This window comes from Alistipes sp. 56_sp_Nov_56_25 (assembly GCF_001915285.1).
In the GTDB taxonomy this organism is placed as follows: Bacteria; Bacteroidota; Bacteroidia; order Bacteroidales; family Rikenellaceae; genus Alistipes; species Alistipes shahii.
The window spans coordinates 55,770-75,334 of record NZ_MNQF01000067.1; the positions used below are offsets into that span (position 1 = coordinate 55,770).

12 protein-coding genes and 1 pseudogene are annotated in these 19,565 nt (G+C 53.0%); 1 reads left to right on the forward strand and 12 read right to left on the reverse strand.

The window, feature by feature from the left end; genetic code table 11:
- Nucleotide 1 precedes the first annotated feature (1 nt).
- From BHV64_RS13160 to BHV64_RS13175, 4 genes are all read right to left on the reverse strand, one after another.
- The gene (locus BHV64_RS13160) at nt 2-3,259 is read right to left on the reverse strand and encodes a SusC/RagA family TonB-linked outer membrane protein (protein ID WP_288116228.1); all 3,258 of its coding nucleotides are present in this window, start codon (nt 3,257-3,259) and stop codon (nt 2-4) included.
- 23 nt (nt 3,260-3,282) lie between these two features.
- Nucleotides 3,283-4,863, reverse strand: a complete 1,581-nt coding sequence (locus BHV64_RS13165; RefSeq protein WP_288116230.1) for a fimbrillin family protein — start codon at nt 4,861-4,863, stop codon at nt 3,283-3,285.
- A 133-nt stretch (nt 4,864-4,996) separates the two neighbouring features.
- Nucleotides 4,997-8,932: a hybrid sensor histidine kinase/response regulator transcription factor gene (locus BHV64_RS13170; RefSeq protein ID WP_019152330.1), complete on the reverse strand. Its 3,936-nt coding sequence runs from the start codon at nt 8,930-8,932 to the stop codon at nt 4,997-4,999.
- A 1-nt stretch (nt 8,933) separates the two neighbouring features.
- Nucleotides 8,934-10,139, reverse strand: coding sequence for an aldose epimerase family protein (locus tag BHV64_RS13175; protein ID WP_288116233.1), 1,206 nt, complete (start codon nt 10,137-10,139; stop codon nt 8,934-8,936).
- A 75-nt stretch (nt 10,140-10,214) separates the two neighbouring features.
- On the opposite strand from BHV64_RS13175, the pseudogene BHV64_RS13180 reads away from it, so the two are divergent.
- A pseudogene (locus BHV64_RS13180) lies at nt 10,215-11,308 on the forward strand (IS4 family transposase).
- A gap of 101 nt (nt 11,309-11,409) precedes the next feature.
- On the opposite strand, the gene BHV64_RS13185 reads toward BHV64_RS13180, so the two are convergent.
- From BHV64_RS13185 to BHV64_RS13220, 8 genes are all read right to left on the reverse strand, one after another.
- The gene (locus BHV64_RS13185) at nt 11,410-13,440 is read right to left on the reverse strand and encodes a beta-L-arabinofuranosidase domain-containing protein (RefSeq protein WP_288116235.1); all 2,031 of its coding nucleotides are present in this window, start codon (nt 13,438-13,440) and stop codon (nt 11,410-11,412) included.
- Between the two features lie 1,235 nt (nt 13,441-14,675).
- Entirely contained in the window at nt 14,676-15,305 is a 630-nt protein-coding gene (locus BHV64_RS13190) for a hypothetical protein (RefSeq protein ID WP_019152326.1), read from the reverse strand.
- 21 nt (nt 15,306-15,326) lie between these two features.
- Nucleotides 15,327-15,467 carry a hypothetical protein gene (locus BHV64_RS13195; RefSeq protein ID WP_229108299.1) on the reverse strand — a complete coding sequence of 47 codons (141 nt, stop codon included), beginning with the start codon at nt 15,465-15,467 and terminating at the stop codon, nt 15,327-15,329.
- A gap of 446 nt (nt 15,468-15,913) precedes the next feature.
- A complete protein-coding gene (locus BHV64_RS13200; protein ID WP_227901018.1) occupies nt 15,914-16,402 on the reverse strand; it encodes a relaxase/mobilization nuclease domain-containing protein in 489 nt (162 codons plus the stop codon).
- Entirely contained in the window at nt 16,392-16,745 is a 354-nt protein-coding gene (locus tag BHV64_RS13205) for a plasmid mobilization protein (RefSeq protein WP_019152325.1), read from the reverse strand. The genes BHV64_RS13200 and BHV64_RS13205 overlap by 11 nt, the downstream gene beginning before the upstream one ends.
- Nucleotides 16,746-16,827: 82 nt before the next feature.
- The gene (locus BHV64_RS13210) at nt 16,828-17,709 is read right to left on the reverse strand and encodes a toprim domain-containing protein (RefSeq protein ID WP_288116244.1); all 882 of its coding nucleotides are present in this window, start codon (nt 17,707-17,709) and stop codon (nt 16,828-16,830) included.
- 254 nt (nt 17,710-17,963) lie between these two features.
- Nucleotides 17,964-19,085, reverse strand: coding sequence for a primase-helicase family protein (locus tag BHV64_RS13215; RefSeq protein WP_288116246.1), 1,122 nt, complete (start codon nt 19,083-19,085; stop codon nt 17,964-17,966).
- Nucleotides 19,075-19,380, reverse strand: coding sequence for a helix-turn-helix domain-containing protein (locus BHV64_RS13220; RefSeq protein WP_149887635.1), 306 nt, complete (start codon nt 19,378-19,380; stop codon nt 19,075-19,077). Before BHV64_RS13220 ends, BHV64_RS13215 begins: the two co-directional genes overlap by 11 nt.
- Nucleotides 19,381-19,565: the final 185 nt, after the last annotated feature.

Sequence of the window (19,565 nt, forward strand, 5' to 3'; positions counted from 1 at the left end):
ATTAGAATTTGATGTTCAGACCAATCGTATATTGCCGCAGATTGGCGTAATAGTTCATGTTGTCCGTGAATTCCGGATCGATCCCGGGATAATCCGTAATCGTGAAGAGATTGTCACCCGTCAGGAAGATCCGCAGCGATCCGATTCCGACCTTCCGCGTCAGACGCTCGGGAAGCGTATAGCCGATGGTGAGGTTCTTCAGTTTCAGATAGTCCGTCTTGTAGAGGAACAGGGTCGAATAGATATTGGCACCGTTCTGTTCCGAGCCGTAGTTCATGGTCAAACGTCCGTGCTTCGAAGTAAGATTGGTCCGGGGATCATCCGGATTCTCCGGGTCGAAGAAGTAGTGGTCGTAGGCTATTTCGTAAGGCAGCGTAAACTTGGGATCCGTCGAATAGGCGTTGTAACCCACGTATCTCCAGTAACGGGCTCCGCCGCCAGCTCCGGCAAAGCGGGCCGAGAAATCAATCCCTTTCCAGCCGAGTTCGATGTTGAAGCCGTAGTAATACTTGGGCGTCTGGCTGACATTCTGGAACGTGTAGTCGTTCGAGTCACCGTAAACGCCGTTACCGTTGGCATCCTCGTAAATGTAGTCACCATACCAGATTCCGTCCTTGGCGATATGCTGGTTCGGAAGGAACGAGTTGCCCGCAGCCACCATGGCCTCCAACCAGGTCATATCATCCGGCGTGCGGATCATTCCGTCCCGCGGACCTCCCGCCGGATTCACAGACCCGTCCGCAAAGAAGTAGGAGCCGTCACCCGAATAGGTGTTGACCAGGATATACTCGTTGATGAGCCGGCCTTCGATCGTACGGCGTGCCGCATCGACCACCGTAGAGACATCGCCGATGTTGGTGACATAACTCCGCACACCGTTGGCGTCGGTCACCCAGCCGGCCTTGAGCCGACCGTTGTATTTGGTCACCTTGTTCCAGTTCCGGGTAAAGTTGGCCGAAATGCCGTAGCGGAAATTCTTCACCTGATCACGCCATCCGATCGTAAATTCGAAGCCCCGGTTCGAAACCCCGCAAAGGTTCTGATAAGGTGCGCTCTTGTTGCCGATGGTCGCATAAACCGGAGCCTTGTAGAGAATGCCGTCGGTCTGCTTGTCATAATAGTCAGCTTCGAACGTCAGTCGGTTTTTCAGCGTGGCGAACTCCAGACCCACGTCGAAAGAGGTCGTCGTTTCCCACTCCAGCAGATCGTTCGACAGGGTCGACACGGCCCCCGAAGCCAATTTCCCGCCAAACGGATAGGAATAGCCCGAGGCATAAGTCGACAAATAGTCATAGTTTCCGATCGAGTTGTTGCCCAACTTGCCCCAGGAGAGTCTCAATTTCAGATTGTCGACCCAGGTACCCTTCAGGAAATCCTCCTGCGAGATGCGCCATCCGGCCGAGAACGAGGGGAAGAGTCCCCACCGGGATTGGCGGGCAAAACGCGACGAACCGTCATAACGGAGATTGACCTCGGCCAGATATTTGTCCGCATAGGAGTACGTGACCCGGCCGAAAACCGAGGCTGCGGCATAATCCGTCTGGGATCCGGAGATCGAGGTTGCTTCCAGGACGTTGTCCATTTCCTCCAGGACATTGTTTTCGAAGCCGGTCTTGGTCGATGCGAAACTCTGGTCGTTGAGGTAGTAAGCCTCGAAACCGGCCATGGCCGAGATATCGTGTTTCCCGTATGTTCCGGCCCAGTCGAGCGTCGTCTGGAACTCCCATCTTCCAGTGTGGGTCTGCGTGTAGGTCAGATATAACTTGCTCAGGTCGTTATAGCTGTAGGCCACCTCGTCGCGGCTGAACGAATAGGCATCACCCAAGGTCGGATGCTGCTTCTGCAGGGCATCCCTCCAGGAGTAATTGAACGACGCATGGTAACGAATGTTCCACGGCAGTTTGACATTGACAAAGGCGGTCGTATTGTTGTAATGCGTGATATTCGAACCTTTGTAACGGTTGAAAAAATAGAGGTTGTTGCGTGACTCGGAACTCTGCTCGGGGTTCTCCATCCAGCCGTATTTCCCGTCGTAGTAGGGATAGATGCAGGGGACGCCCCGCGAAAGCAGGGTCATCGACCCGGAGATGTCCGCCAGCTCCGTATCCGAACGGTACCCATAGATCCGTGCCCCGACTTCGAGCCATTCGGTCACGTCCGACGAGAGATTGAACCGGTAGGAGGTCCGCGTCACTGTCGAATTGTCGATTACGCCCGGATTGTCCATATACGACACCGACATGAGATATTTGATACGCTCCGTCGAGCCGCTGGCCGAGATCGAATGCTTCTGATAGACCGAAGGGGTAAAGATCGCCTCCATCCAGTCCACGTTGGGATAGGCCACATAGTTCGGATAGCCCGAATCGGCAATGCCGTTGGGAGTCTTCTCCTTTTCGCGCCACAGGTCGATCATCGTCTGGCTGAACACATTGGCCTTGCCGACATTCCAGGCCGACTCGTTCATGATTTCCATGTAGTCGGCATAGTTCGAAATGACATCGAAATAGTGTTCCGGCTCTTGATAGGCCACCATGCCGGTATACTCGATATTAAAGCGACCCTCCTTGGCCGTTTTGGTCGTAATCAGGATCACGCCGTTGGCTCCGCGGTTTCCATAGATGGCGCAGGAGGCGGCGTCCTTCAAGACCGAAATCGAGGCGATATCCTGCGGATTCACATTATTGATGGTTCCCTCGAAACCGTCCACAATGACCAGCGGCGCGGCATCATTGAGCGTTCCCACGCCGCGAATCCGCATCGAAACCCCTTCGCTGCCCGGTTTTCCGGAGGTCTGCGAGACATACAGACCCGCGCTCACACCCTGCAACAGTCCCGACGTCGTGGTAGCGGGACGGGACTGCGACAACTCCTCATAATCCACCGTCGAGACCGAACCGGTCACATTCACCTTCTTCTGCACGCCGTAACCGACGACGACCAGTTCATCGAGTATCTGGGATTCCGGCACCATCTCGGCATTCAGGACGGTGGAGGCCCCCACCTTGAATTTCTGGCTCCGATAGCCCAGGAAATTAAAGATCAGCGCCTCTTCGGGCGCAGCTTCGATCCGGTATTTTCCATACGAATCGGTCGTCACGCCCCGGTTTGTGCCTTCGACAATCACCGAAGCGCCGGTCAACGGAAGCCCCGACTCATCATAAACCACACCGGTAATGACGTTGCGCTGAGCCATGGCCGGCAGCGATACCGCCAAGAGGACCAATACATACAATATCTTGCTGAATATGCTTTTCATAACGGGTTCCTTCATTAAACTGTTTACCATTCAATCTTGACGGAGTTCACGTTGCCGGATTTGTTCACGAACGCAAACAATGTAGCACCGATATCGAACGTCTTCCGTTCTTCGGCCGTCAGCTCGCGGCACGCCGTCGAATAGGCGCCCGCAGGGTTGGTAATGTATCCGCCATGCGCCACCTGGAAACGGATCTTCAGGTGTCCGCTCTGGATGGCATTCTCGAAGCGCATCTTGACTTCGTACTTGATACCCTCGAAACTGCCGTCCCGATTACCGTGTTCGATCATCAGCGTCGACGTCATCGTGAACTGTCCGTCGGGCGAAGTATGCGACGAGCGGTCGCATTTCCACTCCTCACCGTCGAGGTAGTAGACATCCCAGAACAACGGGGCGCCGCGTCCGTAGGTCGGCAGGGTCAGCGTCACCTCCGTGCCGGCCTTGAAGTTCCGAACCGGAACGTCAAACTCGAAATAGTCGCCCGTCCACGAGCCCTTGACACATCCCGAGCTGTAGTTGTACTGAACGAAGTTGTTCACCTCGATCTTGACAGGTGCGGGGTTGTCCTCCGACACCTCGTAGGTCATGGTCGCCTGAGGCTGGCTGGCCGTCCAGATATGGTCGGTCATCCAGAGCGGCTGGGTCGTCGTATTGAATACGCCGACACCGTCCCGATAGCCGATCGGCCACTCGACGGGAGACGTACAAGGTATGATGCCGTCGCTGGACGAACTCAGGGTCTGTGAAATGACCTCACCGGCCGCATACGACGTACCGGCCTGGTTGGCCAGCAGCGGAACGGTGTTCGTCGCACCGTCGACATCGGTAAACTCCACACGCAAGCCCCCTTCCGGCACGGTAAAGGGGGCGATCAGCACCGTCACCGGCGTATATCCTGCCGAGAGTTCATAGCCGTTCGCACCGAAATCCATCGTAATCTCCCGGGCTCCGGAGCCGTTGACCACCGTTGTTTTTCCCGTATAAATATCATAGGTCGCCTCATAGGCGATATCCGAGGTCAACGGATGATCCCCGGAAGCCTTGACGACCATTTTTTTCAGAACGGTGTTCGACATGGCAACGATGTCGTCCGGGATCTCCAGGGTGAGCAGGCAGGAAGGCGTTTGGAAATCCATCGCCACGGGTGCCACAACACCGGTCACAGAGGCTTCGGCTACATACAGGCTCTGCAACGGCTCTCCGAATACCACTTCGTCCGGGATGCTCGCCGGAAGTTTGGAGAGATCCTTGATCGAAGCGTCGTAAGGCGTATAGGCGTAGAAACGATAATTGTGGTCTCCGGACCGGGCAATGATGTTGTCACCATCGCTCTTCTTCACCAGATAGGCCTGTTGCGACGCAGCAACCGGAGTGAAACAGGCCGGATCATTCGCACTCATCAGGACATTCTCCGTTCCGTTCCGCGTGCAGGTCGCCCGAACACCGACAACGTCGTCTTCGGACCACTCACTTCCGGCCTTCGTGGCAGAGAAATTAACATCCAGGGAGTCGTACTTCAACCCATGGTTGTTCTCCTCAGCCTCGCCGCACGCGACCAGAGTCAGTGCGGCAACAGCCAAAACCAGATGTAAAGTTCTTTTCATTTGATTGGTGGTTTTAAGTTGGTTTGCATCGATGAACAAATATATCCACAGCAGGCAAAACCGATCAAAAGATATGATGCAAAAGATGCAAAATTCCAATCAATGCCCGCCAGAAGGCCTTCCAAGCCACAATCTACTGCTCGGAGGCCTGATCCCGTACAATTTCAGTAGGGGTTTTACCGTACTTCTCCTTGAAGCATTTGGTAAAGTAGGAGAGATTCGAGAAACCGACCGAATAACAGATTTCGGAGATATTGTTTCCGTGAGAATTCTTCAACATCTCCGCAGCGGCCGCAATCCGCATCGAACGGACATAGTTGTTCGGCGACGTATTCAACAATTTGCGGATCTTACGCACCAGGGTCGACTGGCTCATATTCATCTGTTCGGCCAGGAATTCGTTCGAGAGTTCGGCATTCCCGAGATTCTCGCGGATGATGGAGCTGAACTTCTCCAGGAACTCCTCATCCTTTCTGGGGAGTCCGAACATGTCGACGGCCATTCCCGAGACTCCCTGCTCCAGCGCATTGCGCAGGAGTACCCGGCGGTCGAGGATGTTCTCGATACTCGAAACGAGGTACTGCAGGTCGAAAGGCTTCTCGATATAGAGGTCCGCTCCGGCCTGCATCGCCTGGATTTTCGACTGTACGGAACCGCGGGCCGAGATGATGAGGACCGGGATGTGCGAAATTTCAATATCCTCGCGGACCTTCGCACACAATTCGAGGCCGGACATTCCGGGCATGGAGATATCCGTCAACAACATGTCCACATCGCTCTCCTTGAGGATTTTCAAGGCTTCGACACCCGTCGGAGCCATGAGGATCGCATAGTTCTCGGCGAGTTTCGAGGCCAGATACTCGCGGAATTCGCGGTTGTCGTCCACGATCAGAATACAGGGAAGTTCCGGTCCCGTCTTCTTCTCCTCCTCGAAAAGCTCCTCACCCCCCATCTCGGGCGTCTTCTCTTCGGAATCGACCATCGGCAGGGTCAACACGAAGTCCGTCACGTCCGTACGCCCGGATAAGATCAGATCGCCGGAATGCATCCGAGCCAGATTCTTGGCCAGCGGCAAACCGATTCCCACACCGCCTGAAACCGGAGTCGAATCGTTTTGATACTGGACGAAAGGCTTGAAAATCTCGTCCCGATACTCCTTCGGGATCCCGGGGCCGTCGTTGATGAAATCAGCCACAACCCGTCCTTCGTCCGTACGGACGCAGATGGTCAAACTCGTCTCCGCATACTTGATCGCATTGAGCAGCAGGTTGTTCAGGATCTTATCCAAAGCGGCCGAATCGGCATATACGACCGCCTGTTCCAGATCAGCCTGCACCTCGATGGTCAGATTGCGGTCCCGGGCGACATCCGCAAAACTGAACAGCAACGAATGGAGCCGCTCCAGGAAATCGACGGGTTCGCACTTGAGCGCATAGCCCATCCGCTCGATGCGGACGTAGTCCAGCAGTTCGTTCACCAGCTTGGAGAGGTACTCCGCACTACGGTACATAACGTTCAGGTCGTGCTGGTTCTCCTCATCTGCACACCGGCTCATCACATTGCTCAAGGGCGTCTTGATCAACGTCAGCGGCGTCTTGATCTCATGGATGACATGCGAAAAGAAATTCATCTTTTCATGGAACATCTCCTCGTCCTTGGCCTTCTGATAAGCCTCCTGTTCGCGCTCCTTACGCAGCCGGAGGCGATGCTGAATGACCAGCACGCAGAGCAAAAACACGACCAATACGATCAGAACAACCAACATCGCCCCCGGAACCGAGGCCCAGAAGCCCGGATGTACGGCAATCACAAGCGGCGGCCGTACCTCCATCCACTTCTCATCGGACTGAGCCCGTACCCGAAGCCGGTACTGCCCGGGAGGTACATTATAATAAAAGACCGATTTCGTAGCGGCAATGTCCCGCCAGGAGCTCTCATACCCCTCCAGCAGACACTGAACCTTGTTCGAGAAGGGAGCCGAAAGCCCGAGCAGCGAAAAATTGAACCCGAACGAATTGTTTTCGCGATCGAGCGAAATCTTCGACATGAGATCGAGGTTCTCCGCAAACCGGGCTTCATGGTCGCCGATCTGCATGGAGGACAACACCACGGAGGGAATGTTCGAAGTTCTCGGCAGCGCTTCGGGATTGAATCGGATGAAGCCATTGTCGGATCCGAAGTACATGTCTCCGGAGGCGCTCCGGAAGGCGCTGTTCGTAAACTTCGAATCCAGCAGACCATCGATACGGGTATAGACATATCCGCCGCCGATCTCGGGATTGAACTCCACAAGGCCCTCGTCGGAGGCAAGCCACAGGTTCCCGGCCTTATCCTCCAACGCCTTGAAAAAGACATCGGACGTCAGTGCCTGGACGTTGCGGCGGTCATACACCGTGAAGCGTCCGCTTTCACGGTCGAACATTGCAACCCCAATACTGAAGCCCACAGCCCAGATCCGTGCCTTGTGGTCGATGAAAATCGAGCAGATCTTGTCGTTGGTCAGTCCGCAACCCGACGAAGCGTCGTAATTGACCAGTTTGTCCGAGATGGAGTCCCAACAATAGACCCCGTTCGCATAGCTAGAGAACCAGACAACCCCTGGATGCAGCGGGTCCTCGACCGCCGAGGTGGTGAAAATACCGTCGAACGCCGGAATTTCAAGAAACGAGTCTGACGACCGTTCATATCGGAAAAGCCCCAACGTCGTACCCACAAAGATCTCTCCGTCCGAAGTTTTGTAAATCATGTAGACATTTGGATCGTTCACGCCCTGCACCCGCTTCAGAACGCCATAGACCTTGAGCCGGTTCGCGGCAATATCCAGACGGAACAGTCCGACCCGCGTTCCGAACCACAAATATCCGTCGTCATAGCAAATCGAGCAGATTCTTGACGGAATCCCCTCAAGCCGGTATTTCGAGGTCCGGTGTGCCTGCGGATCGTAGACCAGCAGCCCCTTCTCCTCCGTGGCTACCCAGATCCGCCCCGCTTCATCCTCGGCAAAGCCGCTGACCAGGACATTCTCCAACGACTCGCCGTCGGCAAGATACTGTTTCTCGAAATTGTTCTGGCTCGGGCCCGAATAATTGACCCCGGCATCCTTCGTCCCAACCCACAAGCCGCCGTCCTTGTCCACGAACGTGCAGGTGGTATAATCGTTGGACAGCGAGAACATGTCCATCTCGTCGTTCCGCAGGCACAGGGACTCTCCCGTAAGCAGATCGTAACGCCAGACACCCTTCGACGTCGACAGCCAGACATTGCGGTCGTTCTCCAGAAAGGCATGTTGCAATAGCGAGTTCTCGGGCAACGCCAACAGCACCTCGACACGTTTCGCAACCAGATCGACTTCGGAGAGCCCCCGTTTCATACTGGCAACGAGGAGGCTGCCGTCGGGAGCATAGAAGAGCCCCTCGATCTCGTCATCCTCGAAAAAATCCGACTGATCCCCCAACACCACCGGATGTACCTCCCGAAACGAACTGTCCGCGTGGTAAAGATTGGAGTGATAGCGGGAGATCCACACATCGCCGTCGACGCACCGGAGCATCTTCCGGAATCCCGAAAATCCGATCTTCCGATAGGGCCATTCGTGAAGTTCCCCACGGTGAATGTCATAGGCGAAACAGCCTTGATCGTTCACAAGCATCCAGACCCTGCCGTCGGGTTCAACGGTGATGAACGTCACCTTATTGGTGATGACGGAGCCCTCGGAGCTGACCGTACGCAGAGGAACGAAGCGATCCTGCCGGTAACTGTACATGCAGACCCCTTTATCGGTCCCGATCCAGAGATTGCCCTCCGAATCTTCAACAATCGAATAAACGAAATCGGAGTCAAGGCCCATTTCCAACATTCCGTACACCTTGAACGTATTTCCGTCATAGCGGTTCAGGCCCTTGTAGGTTCCGATCCAGATGAAGCCCCGGGAGTCCTGCATGATGGCGCTGATTCCGTCATAGGAGAGGCCGTTGTTGTCCTTGGTCAGGTGGGTGAATTCGTAACCCCAAACCCGGACGGAGAGCAGCAGTCCGAACAGCGTCAACGACACAAAAAAAGGGCGGATCATGCTACTTGACATAAAAATGCCACTCGGTTATCGAAGAGTAGGTTTCCCCGGGCCGGAGCACAGTTGACGGGAATTCGGGCTGATTCGGCGAATCGGCAACATGAAATGTTTCCAGCAGCATTCCGCAATACTTTTCCATCGGACCGCATTTCCCGATCTGACTGCCATCGAACGTCCGACCCGTAAAGGTCAGAAAGGCCGGTTCGGTACTCAGGGTCACGACTCCGCGGCCGCTCTCCGGAGCGTAGAGGTCCACGACCTTCCGCAACGACCCGTCCCAATCCCGGATGATCCAACACCCGGACATACCATTGGCGATGCGCAACTGCTCATCGGCATAGTTATCCAACCGATAATCGACCCGGCGCATCTGCCGGAAGTCAAACGGCGAACCCTCCACCGGAAGGAGCCGGTCGGGACAAAGCTGCCGGTTGGCCAGGACATACGTATCGGACTCCACCTGCATCAGATGATTCATGACATAACGGTCCCCGGGACCTTTCAGGTTGAATACCGTATGGTTCGAGAGGTTGACGACAGTCGGGCGGTCGGTGGTCGCCTCATATTCGATGCGGCAGACATTCTCTTCGGTCCACCAATAGGTCACCGAGCAATTCAGATTTCCGGGATAACCCTGTTCACCATCGGGGCTGACACGCTGGAATCGCACGCCGACCCGATCCTTCTCCTGCAGGGGCGTACTCTCCCAAACAAAGCGGTCAAAGCCCTCGGGACCGCCATGACACTGGACGGGGACTTCGTCCCGCAGTTCATTGGGCACCAGTTCGTATTTCTGACCATCGATGGAAAACGAGGCATGGTTGATCCGGTTTCCATAGCGGCCGATGACACAACCCATAAACCGCTCCGCGCCCTTTTCAAACGATGCAATGTCCCCGTACCCCACGACAACATCTCCCAGCACACCGTCCCGGTCCGGAACCTGAATGCTGACGATCCGCGCACCATAATCGCACACGGTCATCCTTGCGCCCGAACGGTTCGTCAAGGTATAAAGCGTCGTTTGCTCTCCGGTCGAAAGTGTCCCGAAATCCGACGAAACCACAGAGAGGCGGCCGCCGTCGCACGAACATAACCCAGCCGCTGACAACAGCAGCAACAAATACCAATGTCTCACGATCGCCATACGATTTTTATGATTATGATTTTGGTAGATGACATTTTTTGAAAATGTATTGCCAAGCATTTAATTATCAACGGTTTATGTTTACAGAAGCCCCTAAGATTCAGTAACTTTAAAGAAAAGTTCGCTGCTTTCTCTATGAAGGTTACTGATTCCAAGGATTTGGTTAAAGTTAGCCAAATCCGCCCGATTATGCAAGAGTATTTTGGAATTTCGATGGATCTTGCCCGCATAAAGCTTATGGCTTATATGCTCCATGCACTTTGTGGGGTGCAGACTGTGAGCCTTCACAAACTGGTTTCGGCGATGCCTGCGTCGGTTGAGCGCGATTCCAATCTGCGCTGCATTCAGCGGTTCATCGCCAACTATGCCTTGAACCTCAACCTGGCAGCAAGGATGATCTTCTCTTTGCTTCCTGTTAAGGACGGTTGGGTTCTGAGTATGGACCGAGCCAACTGGAAGTTCGGAGAGTTCAACATCAATATACTCACCCTCGGCGTCACCTACAAGGACATTGCCGTTCCATTGCTGTTCAGCCTGTTGGGCAAGCGCGGAGATTCCAATTGGGAGGAACGCAAGGCTATAATGGAGCGATTCATCCGACTTTTTGGACATGGCTGCATCGACTGTCTTGTGGCCGACCGCGAGTTTATCGGCAAGGAGTGGATTGGATGGCTCAACGACAACAGAATTCGATACTACATCCGTATCCGGCAGGACATTTGGATTGTCAAGCCCTCCACAGGAGAAAGAATCAGGGCATGGTGGCTCTTTAATTCCCTCAAAGTCGGACAGGAGAAGTTCTACTACAAAACCGTTCTGCATAAAGGGCAGTATGTTTATCCTGCCGGAAGTCGAATCAAGAGGGTGCCCGAGCTTCAGATTCTGATCCGTTTCAACCGGTCTGAAGATGGAGTCGCGAGCTACAAAAAGCGTTGGGAGATTGAAACGGCCTTCCGCGCCATAAAATCTTCGGGCTTCAACATAGAGGACACATACCCGCGAGACAGAGAGCGCATCGCACGTCTGCCTGCGATGGTCCGCATCGCTCTCGTATGGACGCATCTCGTTGTTTAACATAAAGATACACACGTTAAACCTATTAAAATTCTGAAGCATGGAAGAAGAGATAAGCGTTGGTCAAGTATGGTCTTAAGGAAATCTCAAACGTGATTTTACGACCGACATACACACCTAAATTCGATGTCTTCAAATTTTTGTCATGTACTTAATATTTATTCTTAAAAAATTTGCAAAAAAATCATAGAAATATGCATAACCCGTTGTGCGTTTATGCTAAATGCACAACGGGTTATGTTAAAGCATGAGTATGTCATTTAATGACATACTTACCTAAAATGGGGAATTCCGCGATACGTAAGGTTGTACATCCATAAGGAATCAGCATGATATCTTCTTCTGACGTTTTAATTTCTCGGCCAGCTGGAATACTGTATGGCAACGGACCTGCAGAGCCGTTATATATATTCCAATCCGGAATTTTCTTGCCCTTCGTCCGAATTTCAAGCGGAGCTCCGGAAATATTCCAGGGATAGGATGTTACGTCGGTACGTACCGCTACCCGGTAATGTTCTTCCATTTTGGCCGGATCTCGTGCAATCAACGCATAATTCCAAGGAGAGGTTGTATGAACCTCCCAAAAACCTTTGTCCAGGCGTCCATTTGCGGGAACATTGTCGTTCCACTGCCATTTTTCCTCAAGACGCAATGCATAGACCAAAGGGCCTCGCTCCACACTTTGGGAGCGTTCGTACCATTCCGTCAGTCGAATCTTCATCGGAAGTTTCAATACCACCAGATCATCATTTCGCCAAGTCCTCTTTATAACAGCTATACCGTTCTTTATTTTATCCAATTTTATGCTTTTGCCATTCACGTGCAATTCAGGAGCCGTACACCATTCAGGGATGCGCAGGTGAAAGGGAAAACAGACAGGATTGTCGGTGTAGATTTGGAAGCGAACCGTTTCTTCGAAAGGATATACGGTTTTTTCCTTGATCAGAATTTGTTGTCCGTTGATCTCTGTTTTGACTTGTGACGGAGAGTAAAGCAGGGCTGCAATTCCCCCGTCGTTTGTTTTATAAAAAAGATTTTGTACGAACTTCGGCCATCCCTGGTGCATGTTGGATGTACAACAAGGATAACCACTTAACAATCCGAAACAGGTGGTCGTTCCATGATGGTTTGTATCAAAATTTCGGTCGCACATCGAAATTTCGACTTGGTTGATTTGCTGAAAATATTGACGGGTCATGAAATTATCCGAGATCTGTGTCGGAAGTGCATTGAATGCAATGCGTTCGATTTGAGATGCATAGTCTGGATCTCCGGCGATTTGCAACATATTCTCCAAAGAGAACATCATCTCGACAGCCGTACATAATTCGGAACCTTGGGTCGGGTTATTGCCGTGCAGCGCCTCGTCTCCAATGATAACTCCGTGTGGCCCGCTGATGAAGGTATTGATATCTTTTAACCCCTGTTTTGCGGCATCTACATATTTTTGCTCCGGGTGGCGCTGGTAATAGATTAACGGGGTCTTCATGCCGTGTGCGAGATTGACACAATGCATGCTTCCCGTATGCCACCAGTTGTGTGAGGTGAATATTTGAGTAAACGGGAAGGTTTGCGAATAAATGATCTCCCCCAGATCCAGCAGAAAATCATCCCCCGTAATATTATACAGCCAATATACGGACATCAAATTGTCGCCGCCGCGATAACGCGCCCAGAAAGTCCAGTGATCCAAAGGATACACAGGTAGTGTCTTCAGTTGATACTGGAAATATTTGGTCATAAAATCGATGACCCGTTTGTCACCGGTAGCCGAATAATATTGCTGCATTACTTTCAACATGACCATTTTGGGCCACCAATCTCCGCAGTTGTTACGCTGGATTCCGACAATGGTATTTTCATAGTCGGTATCGGGACCGAAATACCCGTTTTCCTTTTGGCTTGCCAAAGTCCATTCGATCCAAGGCTTAACTTTGGCAATCAGTTCTGCATCGTCAAGGATGTATGCCAACGGTAACAGACCGTCGATCCAATATGGTCCTCGCTCCCATTGATCTCCGTCTCCTCCTAGCCAGCCATTTGTCGGCCCCATTACGAGAGGATATAACCGGTCTAAGTTGCCAGACAGTCCCTCTTTTTGGCGAACGAGCATTTCTTCGAGCCATCCGGCCGGTTTGATTGCACCTAACGAAAACTCTTGATAGGGATTTTCCTGCAGTCCGGGTTTATCGGCTACTGGCTGGCCATATGCTATCGGCATACCGAGCGATAAAAGTAACGGGCAGACTGCAATTAATCTTATTACACCTTGTAATTTCATAATCATCCAAATATTTTTTAGCAGATGACATTTTTTGAGAATGTATTTATAAGCATCTAATTTACTAACGGATTGGCTTGTATAATACTCTGAAATTCAGCAACTTTAAAGAAAAGATCGCTGCTTTCTCTATGAAGGTTACTGATTCCAAGGATTTGTTATGTAAAATTATACAAAACATTCGGTTTCGGGCACCAATCTTCAATCAATCTTTACAAGAATCCGAGCACAAAAAGGCGTGTATACTGTCTCACAACGTGTTCAGTCATCAGTCAGTCTCTTCATCCAAGAGAGCATCGACAGGTGCATCCGGCGGCGGAAAGATTTTTTCCCAAGCGTTTGCATGTATTTTCGGGCCCAAGGAGCTCCTTATTATAAAAGAGCCCGGCAATACGACAACGGGAACACATAATTCAAAAAATTAGCAAATGAACCGAAAACTACTGGTTTTGTAGCTCTTACTTACGACATTTCAAACAGGCAAATACTGTGCTTATTTTCTTTTTAGTCTACAAAAGGTCGATACCCAGTTCAAGTCAATTCGAGGTAAAGCATAGGATAAAATTCCTTATCCATAGCGGTAGGGCTAAACCATGACAAGTTATTTTTCGGGATTGTTTCGGTTCCTCCAATGTTCCCAAACGACTTCTGCCTAAATTATTAACATCATCAAAAATCTCCAAATAAAAGAGGTTGTCAGAAGATGATTCTAAACTGTAAGGGTTTTTCTCACGCTTGCAGACAACCTGAAGATAAATATCCAGTCGCACTCACGGGGAGTGTTATGATCACTTCTTCCATTGAAGTCTGTACCGACTGCTCATATGGCCATTACGGCAGTTTGCTGAACTCGCGTTCGCTCCCTTCCAGATGGCTGTCTATTTCCCCACCAGGACACATCTCCAATAGTGGCGCTAATACACTATCCTCACCGGATAAACATACCATCAATATTCTATTTTTCAATAGTTTACATCTTGAAATCCACCGATTCGAATGAATTATTCATAAATAAAGAGTATCTGTAAAATTAGTAAATTCTTTACTTAACTCACTTTAGTTTACATCCCTCAGTTTTGATTTTTCATGCCCGACTTTTACTCTTTCTATCCCTCCCTTTTCATTGGGCAACAATCTTCCGAAGCCGCCGGAGGAACTTTGCGCAAGGTTTGCCGGTGGCAACTCGTCCTGACCTTGCGTTGTCCGTCCGGCGGCTTATCTTTGCGGCAGAAAGGGAAGGGCTACTTGTTTTTTAACTTTGCTGCGTCGCGTTTGAGCTGTTCGGCCTCTTGAGCTTTCAGCCGCGCCTGCTCGTCGAGAGCCGCCCTTCTGCGTACCAAGCGTTCGTACTTCTCGACATCCTGCCGCATTGAGTCGATACGTCGTTGGTCCCGCTCGACCTCGAACAACTCCTCCAACTCCGACAGCCGTTTCGGTGATGCCTCACCCTTCATCAGCACATAGCGATACTTCAGATCGTTGTCATACCGACTTCGGTCGGGCCGCCAGTCTAAATAGAGTCCGACAGACTGCACCGCAATCACGACAAACATCGACATAAAGAGCCAAAAGTTGCGGGTTGCGTCAAGAGAGAGCGAGAAACGGTGCTGCACCATCCGCGGCGGCAACTCCTCGGGAATCTCCATCCCGACCACTTTCTCTTCCATCTCCGAAATCTGCGCTCCGAGGTCTTTCCTAATCTGCTCCTGCCGATCGGAGATCGCTTGAAGCAGTTGCTTGATCGCGTCCGTATCAACGGGCGCTGCCGACTGTGATCGGGCTTCGGCCAACTCCGTGCGGAGCGTCTTGATAAGGGTCTCCTTCAACTCCTCGTACATCTCAAAGGAGAGTTCCAGGGTGTTCTCTTTCATCTTTCTCGTATTTTAGGTTTGTTATCCGATTTTGCGGGAGCGTGCCTCCATGCGGCGCTTGCGTTCCATCAAGGCTACGGCCATCGCCTCGGCCGCCTTGTTGATCAGCGCCGTAATACGGGCTATATGCTCCTCGGGGCTCTCACCCTCGCGTCGCTGCATCATTTCGAGTGAAAGAGCAAATGGAGAGTCGAATGGCGGCAGCGGAATCGACCCGGCGCTGCCGAGCGACACCGATCCTGCGCCATGGCTTCCGCCTCCTCCACCGCCTCCCGCTGCGGAGAAGGAGCGCCGCCTCCGAACAGACCTGCAAAAGCAGCCCGGAAGCTCCCGGCTGCCGCCTTGAGTCCTGACATCAGGGTCGTATGCCGCTGCTGTGCCTGTCCGAAGTGGCGATCCAACTTCGAGAAACTGAAGGCCCGGTCAACCTTCGAGCCGGAGAACTCCAGCCCGTTTTTCGAGAACAGAACGCCCTGCTTTTGGCTGGTAGAACCGCAATACTTGTAGCGGACATTGATGCCCTGTTCCTTTAATCTCTCTTCCAGTTCGTTCCAGTTCCTGCATTTTGGCAGGCTGTCCTTGAACGCACCGTAGATCTCGTACCGGGTTCAGTCGGGCTCGCGTAGCCGCTCCCGCCAGACGGCCTCCTTGCCCGGTGCCAGATGCAACCCGAAGCGTTCGGTCAGCTCGCGGCACACCTTCGCATTGCGGAGCTTGATGTTGCGGTCGGAAATGGTCTGCCCGTGATCACCTACGCGATTGTAGACCAGATGGCAATGGGGATGGGGCTGGTCGAGGTGCCGCACCAAAAGGTATTGCGTATCGGTGATGCCCATCTTCTGCATGTACTCCCGGGCAATTTGTGTCATCCGCTCGTCGGTGAGCTTCGGGGCATCCTCCGGCGAAAACGAGAGGGAGATATGTCCGACGTTCTGCTGCAGACGGGGATTGAGGCGCGCCTGATCCTCGAAATCCTCGACCATCTCCCGCACACCGGGCGGCTCGACACCCCGAGCCTCCAGCACGCGCGACTGCTCCTTCATCACATAGCCGACCGTGCCGCCGAACGATCCTCCCGAAATGACCTTACCGATCACGGCGCAGGGCTTCGATCATCCGCACCAGCTCGGCCTGAAGCGTCGCATGTCGCACGGCAACGGCTGCAAATCCCTGGGCGTGGGCCAGCCGGGTCAGCTGGTTCAGATTGCGGGCAAGCCTCTTGAGTTGGGCGAGCCATTCGAGATGCTCACTCCGCAGCCGCTCGCGGACCGAGCCGTTGAGAATCAGTTGCCGCAGCACCTCGGTGCGCGGAATACCTGCCGCACGGGCCAGGGCGCGGAGCTTGAAGTTGCCGGCAGTGTTGCACCGCAGGGTGATGCGGTACTCCTGTTTTCGGGCACGTCCCAAAGGCGGACGGCCTCCTTTCTTCGGTGTATTCATGGATTGAAATTTTTGAGTTGAGACCATCGGGATAGGGCCTTGCGGCCGGTTTTTGGCTGACAAAAACACAAACTTGCCTTCCTTAAACCTTTACCCCTTTCCGACGCGGAGGCTCAATCGCAGCTTTATCCGCTTTCGAAGGTTGCAGATCATTCCGACAAGAGTGATCTTGCTTATCGGATATAGTTTTCGTGGTCTTAGATCGGTCTTTTATGCAGGCGATCAGATAGTCATTTATGTCCTTGTGCCCGCTGTAAAAATGCCTTTGGTCGATTACCTCGCTGCGGGGGCAAAGACGGATCAGACCGGCGGTCGTTTTACGCCCTGCCTCGTCGTTGTCGAAGAAGGCGTGAATCACCGGATGCCGTGAGATAAACGGTACGGCTTTGGGCAGGTTGACGACCGAGTTTAGAACCGCGGCGTCGATGTGCAGTTGTTCGGGATGTTTCAGCGAGAGATAAGCGAGGAAATCCATAAATCCCTCGAAAGCGATCACCGTGTCGGAACGGTTGTCGAGGGTGGTGATGTGTTTGGGCGAGGAGCCGCCTTTGAACCGCTCGGAACGGAGCTCCCACCCTCCGGCATCGTTGCGGAACCCGACGGCGAAAAAGGCGCGGCCGTTTACCTCGTAGCGAACCTCGCGGCAGAATGCCGCGGCAACAGACGGGACGATGCCGCGCGAAGAGAGATAACCGACCAATGCCGGATGACGAAGCGGAGCGTCGGAGAGGATCCGGAGCGCGGGGACGGCGGCCGGACGCAAGACCGGCAAGGGCCCTCCGACAGCTGGACGCTCGCCAACACCCGGTGAAAGAGAAACGGAACCGGCGTCCCTTTTTTCACCGTTTTGCAGCCGTCGGATCGCCTCGCGGCTGTCGCACCGCTCCAACCGCATCACGAGGGTGAGCAATGTACCGCCTTCGCCCAGTCCGAAGTCGTACCAGAGATTTTGCACGTAGTCCACTTGGGCTGAATCCCGCGCCAGGCGAGAAAATCACGGATGGAAATCCGGTTGCTGTATGGTATGACAGTCATTTTTTCCGTAAATTTGTTGAGAAAAAGTGTAAAATCCAGTGAAAGAAAAGGTTGGCGTCTTACATATCTCTTACACGGCATCCGGCGCTGTAAGTCCGAAAGAACCCGTAAGACTTTGTAAGAGGATTTGTAAGAGATGTAAGATTATGAAAATAAGAAAGCTACTTCCTTTTTTCAACATTCTTACATCGCAGCATCGTCCAGCAATCCGCCGAGTTGTTCCCGCGTGACGGTATAGACCCGTGCCGTCTTGCTGTCCTGCCGCTGCGTTTCGCCGTTGTAGGTAATCGTATAGCGTTGGTAGTAAGTCGGTGGTGCGGGTCGCAGCTGCCAATTTTCGGCAAGAATCCGCCGCACGGTGGGATGGTCAACACGGATGCCGCGTATCTCCAGCATATTGACCATATCGCTCACGTCGAACCGATACTCCGCAAGGTTCTCGGCATCCATGATATCGCGAATAATCGACAGCATTTCGGTTTCGGTCTTGCTGCGGTTGTAGTGTATGATCCGCCGCAAGGCATCGGTGACCAGCAGCCGGGGCGCGAACCACATACGGCTCTCTTCATGTGACGAGAGCATACGTTGTTGCAGATAGAAGAGCAGCCCCGGTATCTCGGCTCGCATTTTGGCCAGCAGGTGTTGATCGTCATACGGGAGCGGCGGCACGCGCCGCACCCAGTAGCGGGTTTCCGCAGCCTCGATCAGGACGGGATTGCGCTCGTTGTTGGAGCAGAGGACGAACTTGCCGAAAAACTCCACCTCCCGGCGGTCGCGGCCTTTCGCCTCAGCCTTGTAGCTGCGTGCAGTCGATAGGTTCTTGATCCTCTCGGAATCTTCGCGGCGGTTGAGCAGCACCTCGTCCACGCAGATCAGCAGTTTGCCCATCCAGTCGTCATTGAATTGCGAACGGAAATCGAAGATCGACTTTAAGAGATTGAGAAAGGTCGTCTTTCCCGTGTTGCGTTCATCCGACACCAGCAACAATACCGGCAGCCGTTGCAAGAAGTCGTGGATGTGCGGAAAGATGCCATCGGCGGGCTGAAAGGGAATCGGCTCGTAACGGTTCAGGAAACCGTCGATCTCCCGGCGGTAGTTCGTGTGGTCGGGAACCGTGCAAAAGCCGTCGTATTTCGGAATGCAGGCCAGATAGCTTTTCCCGTAGTCCTGACGCAAGGTCTCGACATTCCACGGGATGAGCGTCTCGACGCTCCGGCCGCTGCTCAACGGCTGCCGGACCCGCTTGTAGATGGTCGTTCCCACGCGCAGGTAGGGGCTTTCTCTTTTCACTGTTTTAGCGGGCATGGCTGTCTCCGTTTAGAATCCGTTGCACATCCGCCACGCGATAACGGCGCTGCCCGCCGTACTCCACGGGAACAAGATAACCGCTCTTGGCCCATCGCCACAACGTAGAGGAATCGACACCCAACAACGCGATGGTCTGTTTTCGCGTGTACAATTCGCCCGCGTGTTGCGGAACCGGCATTACGGACGGCGGCGACGCGACTGCCGTCAACTCCTTGTGCCATTGCCGGAGATCTTCCAGACGGACGGTCACATTCACTTCACCGCCCAGCTCACTCAATTGTTTTAAGTCCATAATACGATAATTTAACCGAACCCGAACAGCAGGTCCGGCGACGAAAATAACAGGTGCTTTTCCTGCACCTGTTTTTGCAATCGAATCACCGCATTTGCACCGGCAAACAATTTCAGATATTGCTACTTACCAGCATTTTGCAATTACATGACAACAGAAAGAAAATTCCCTGCACCGACCGGGTG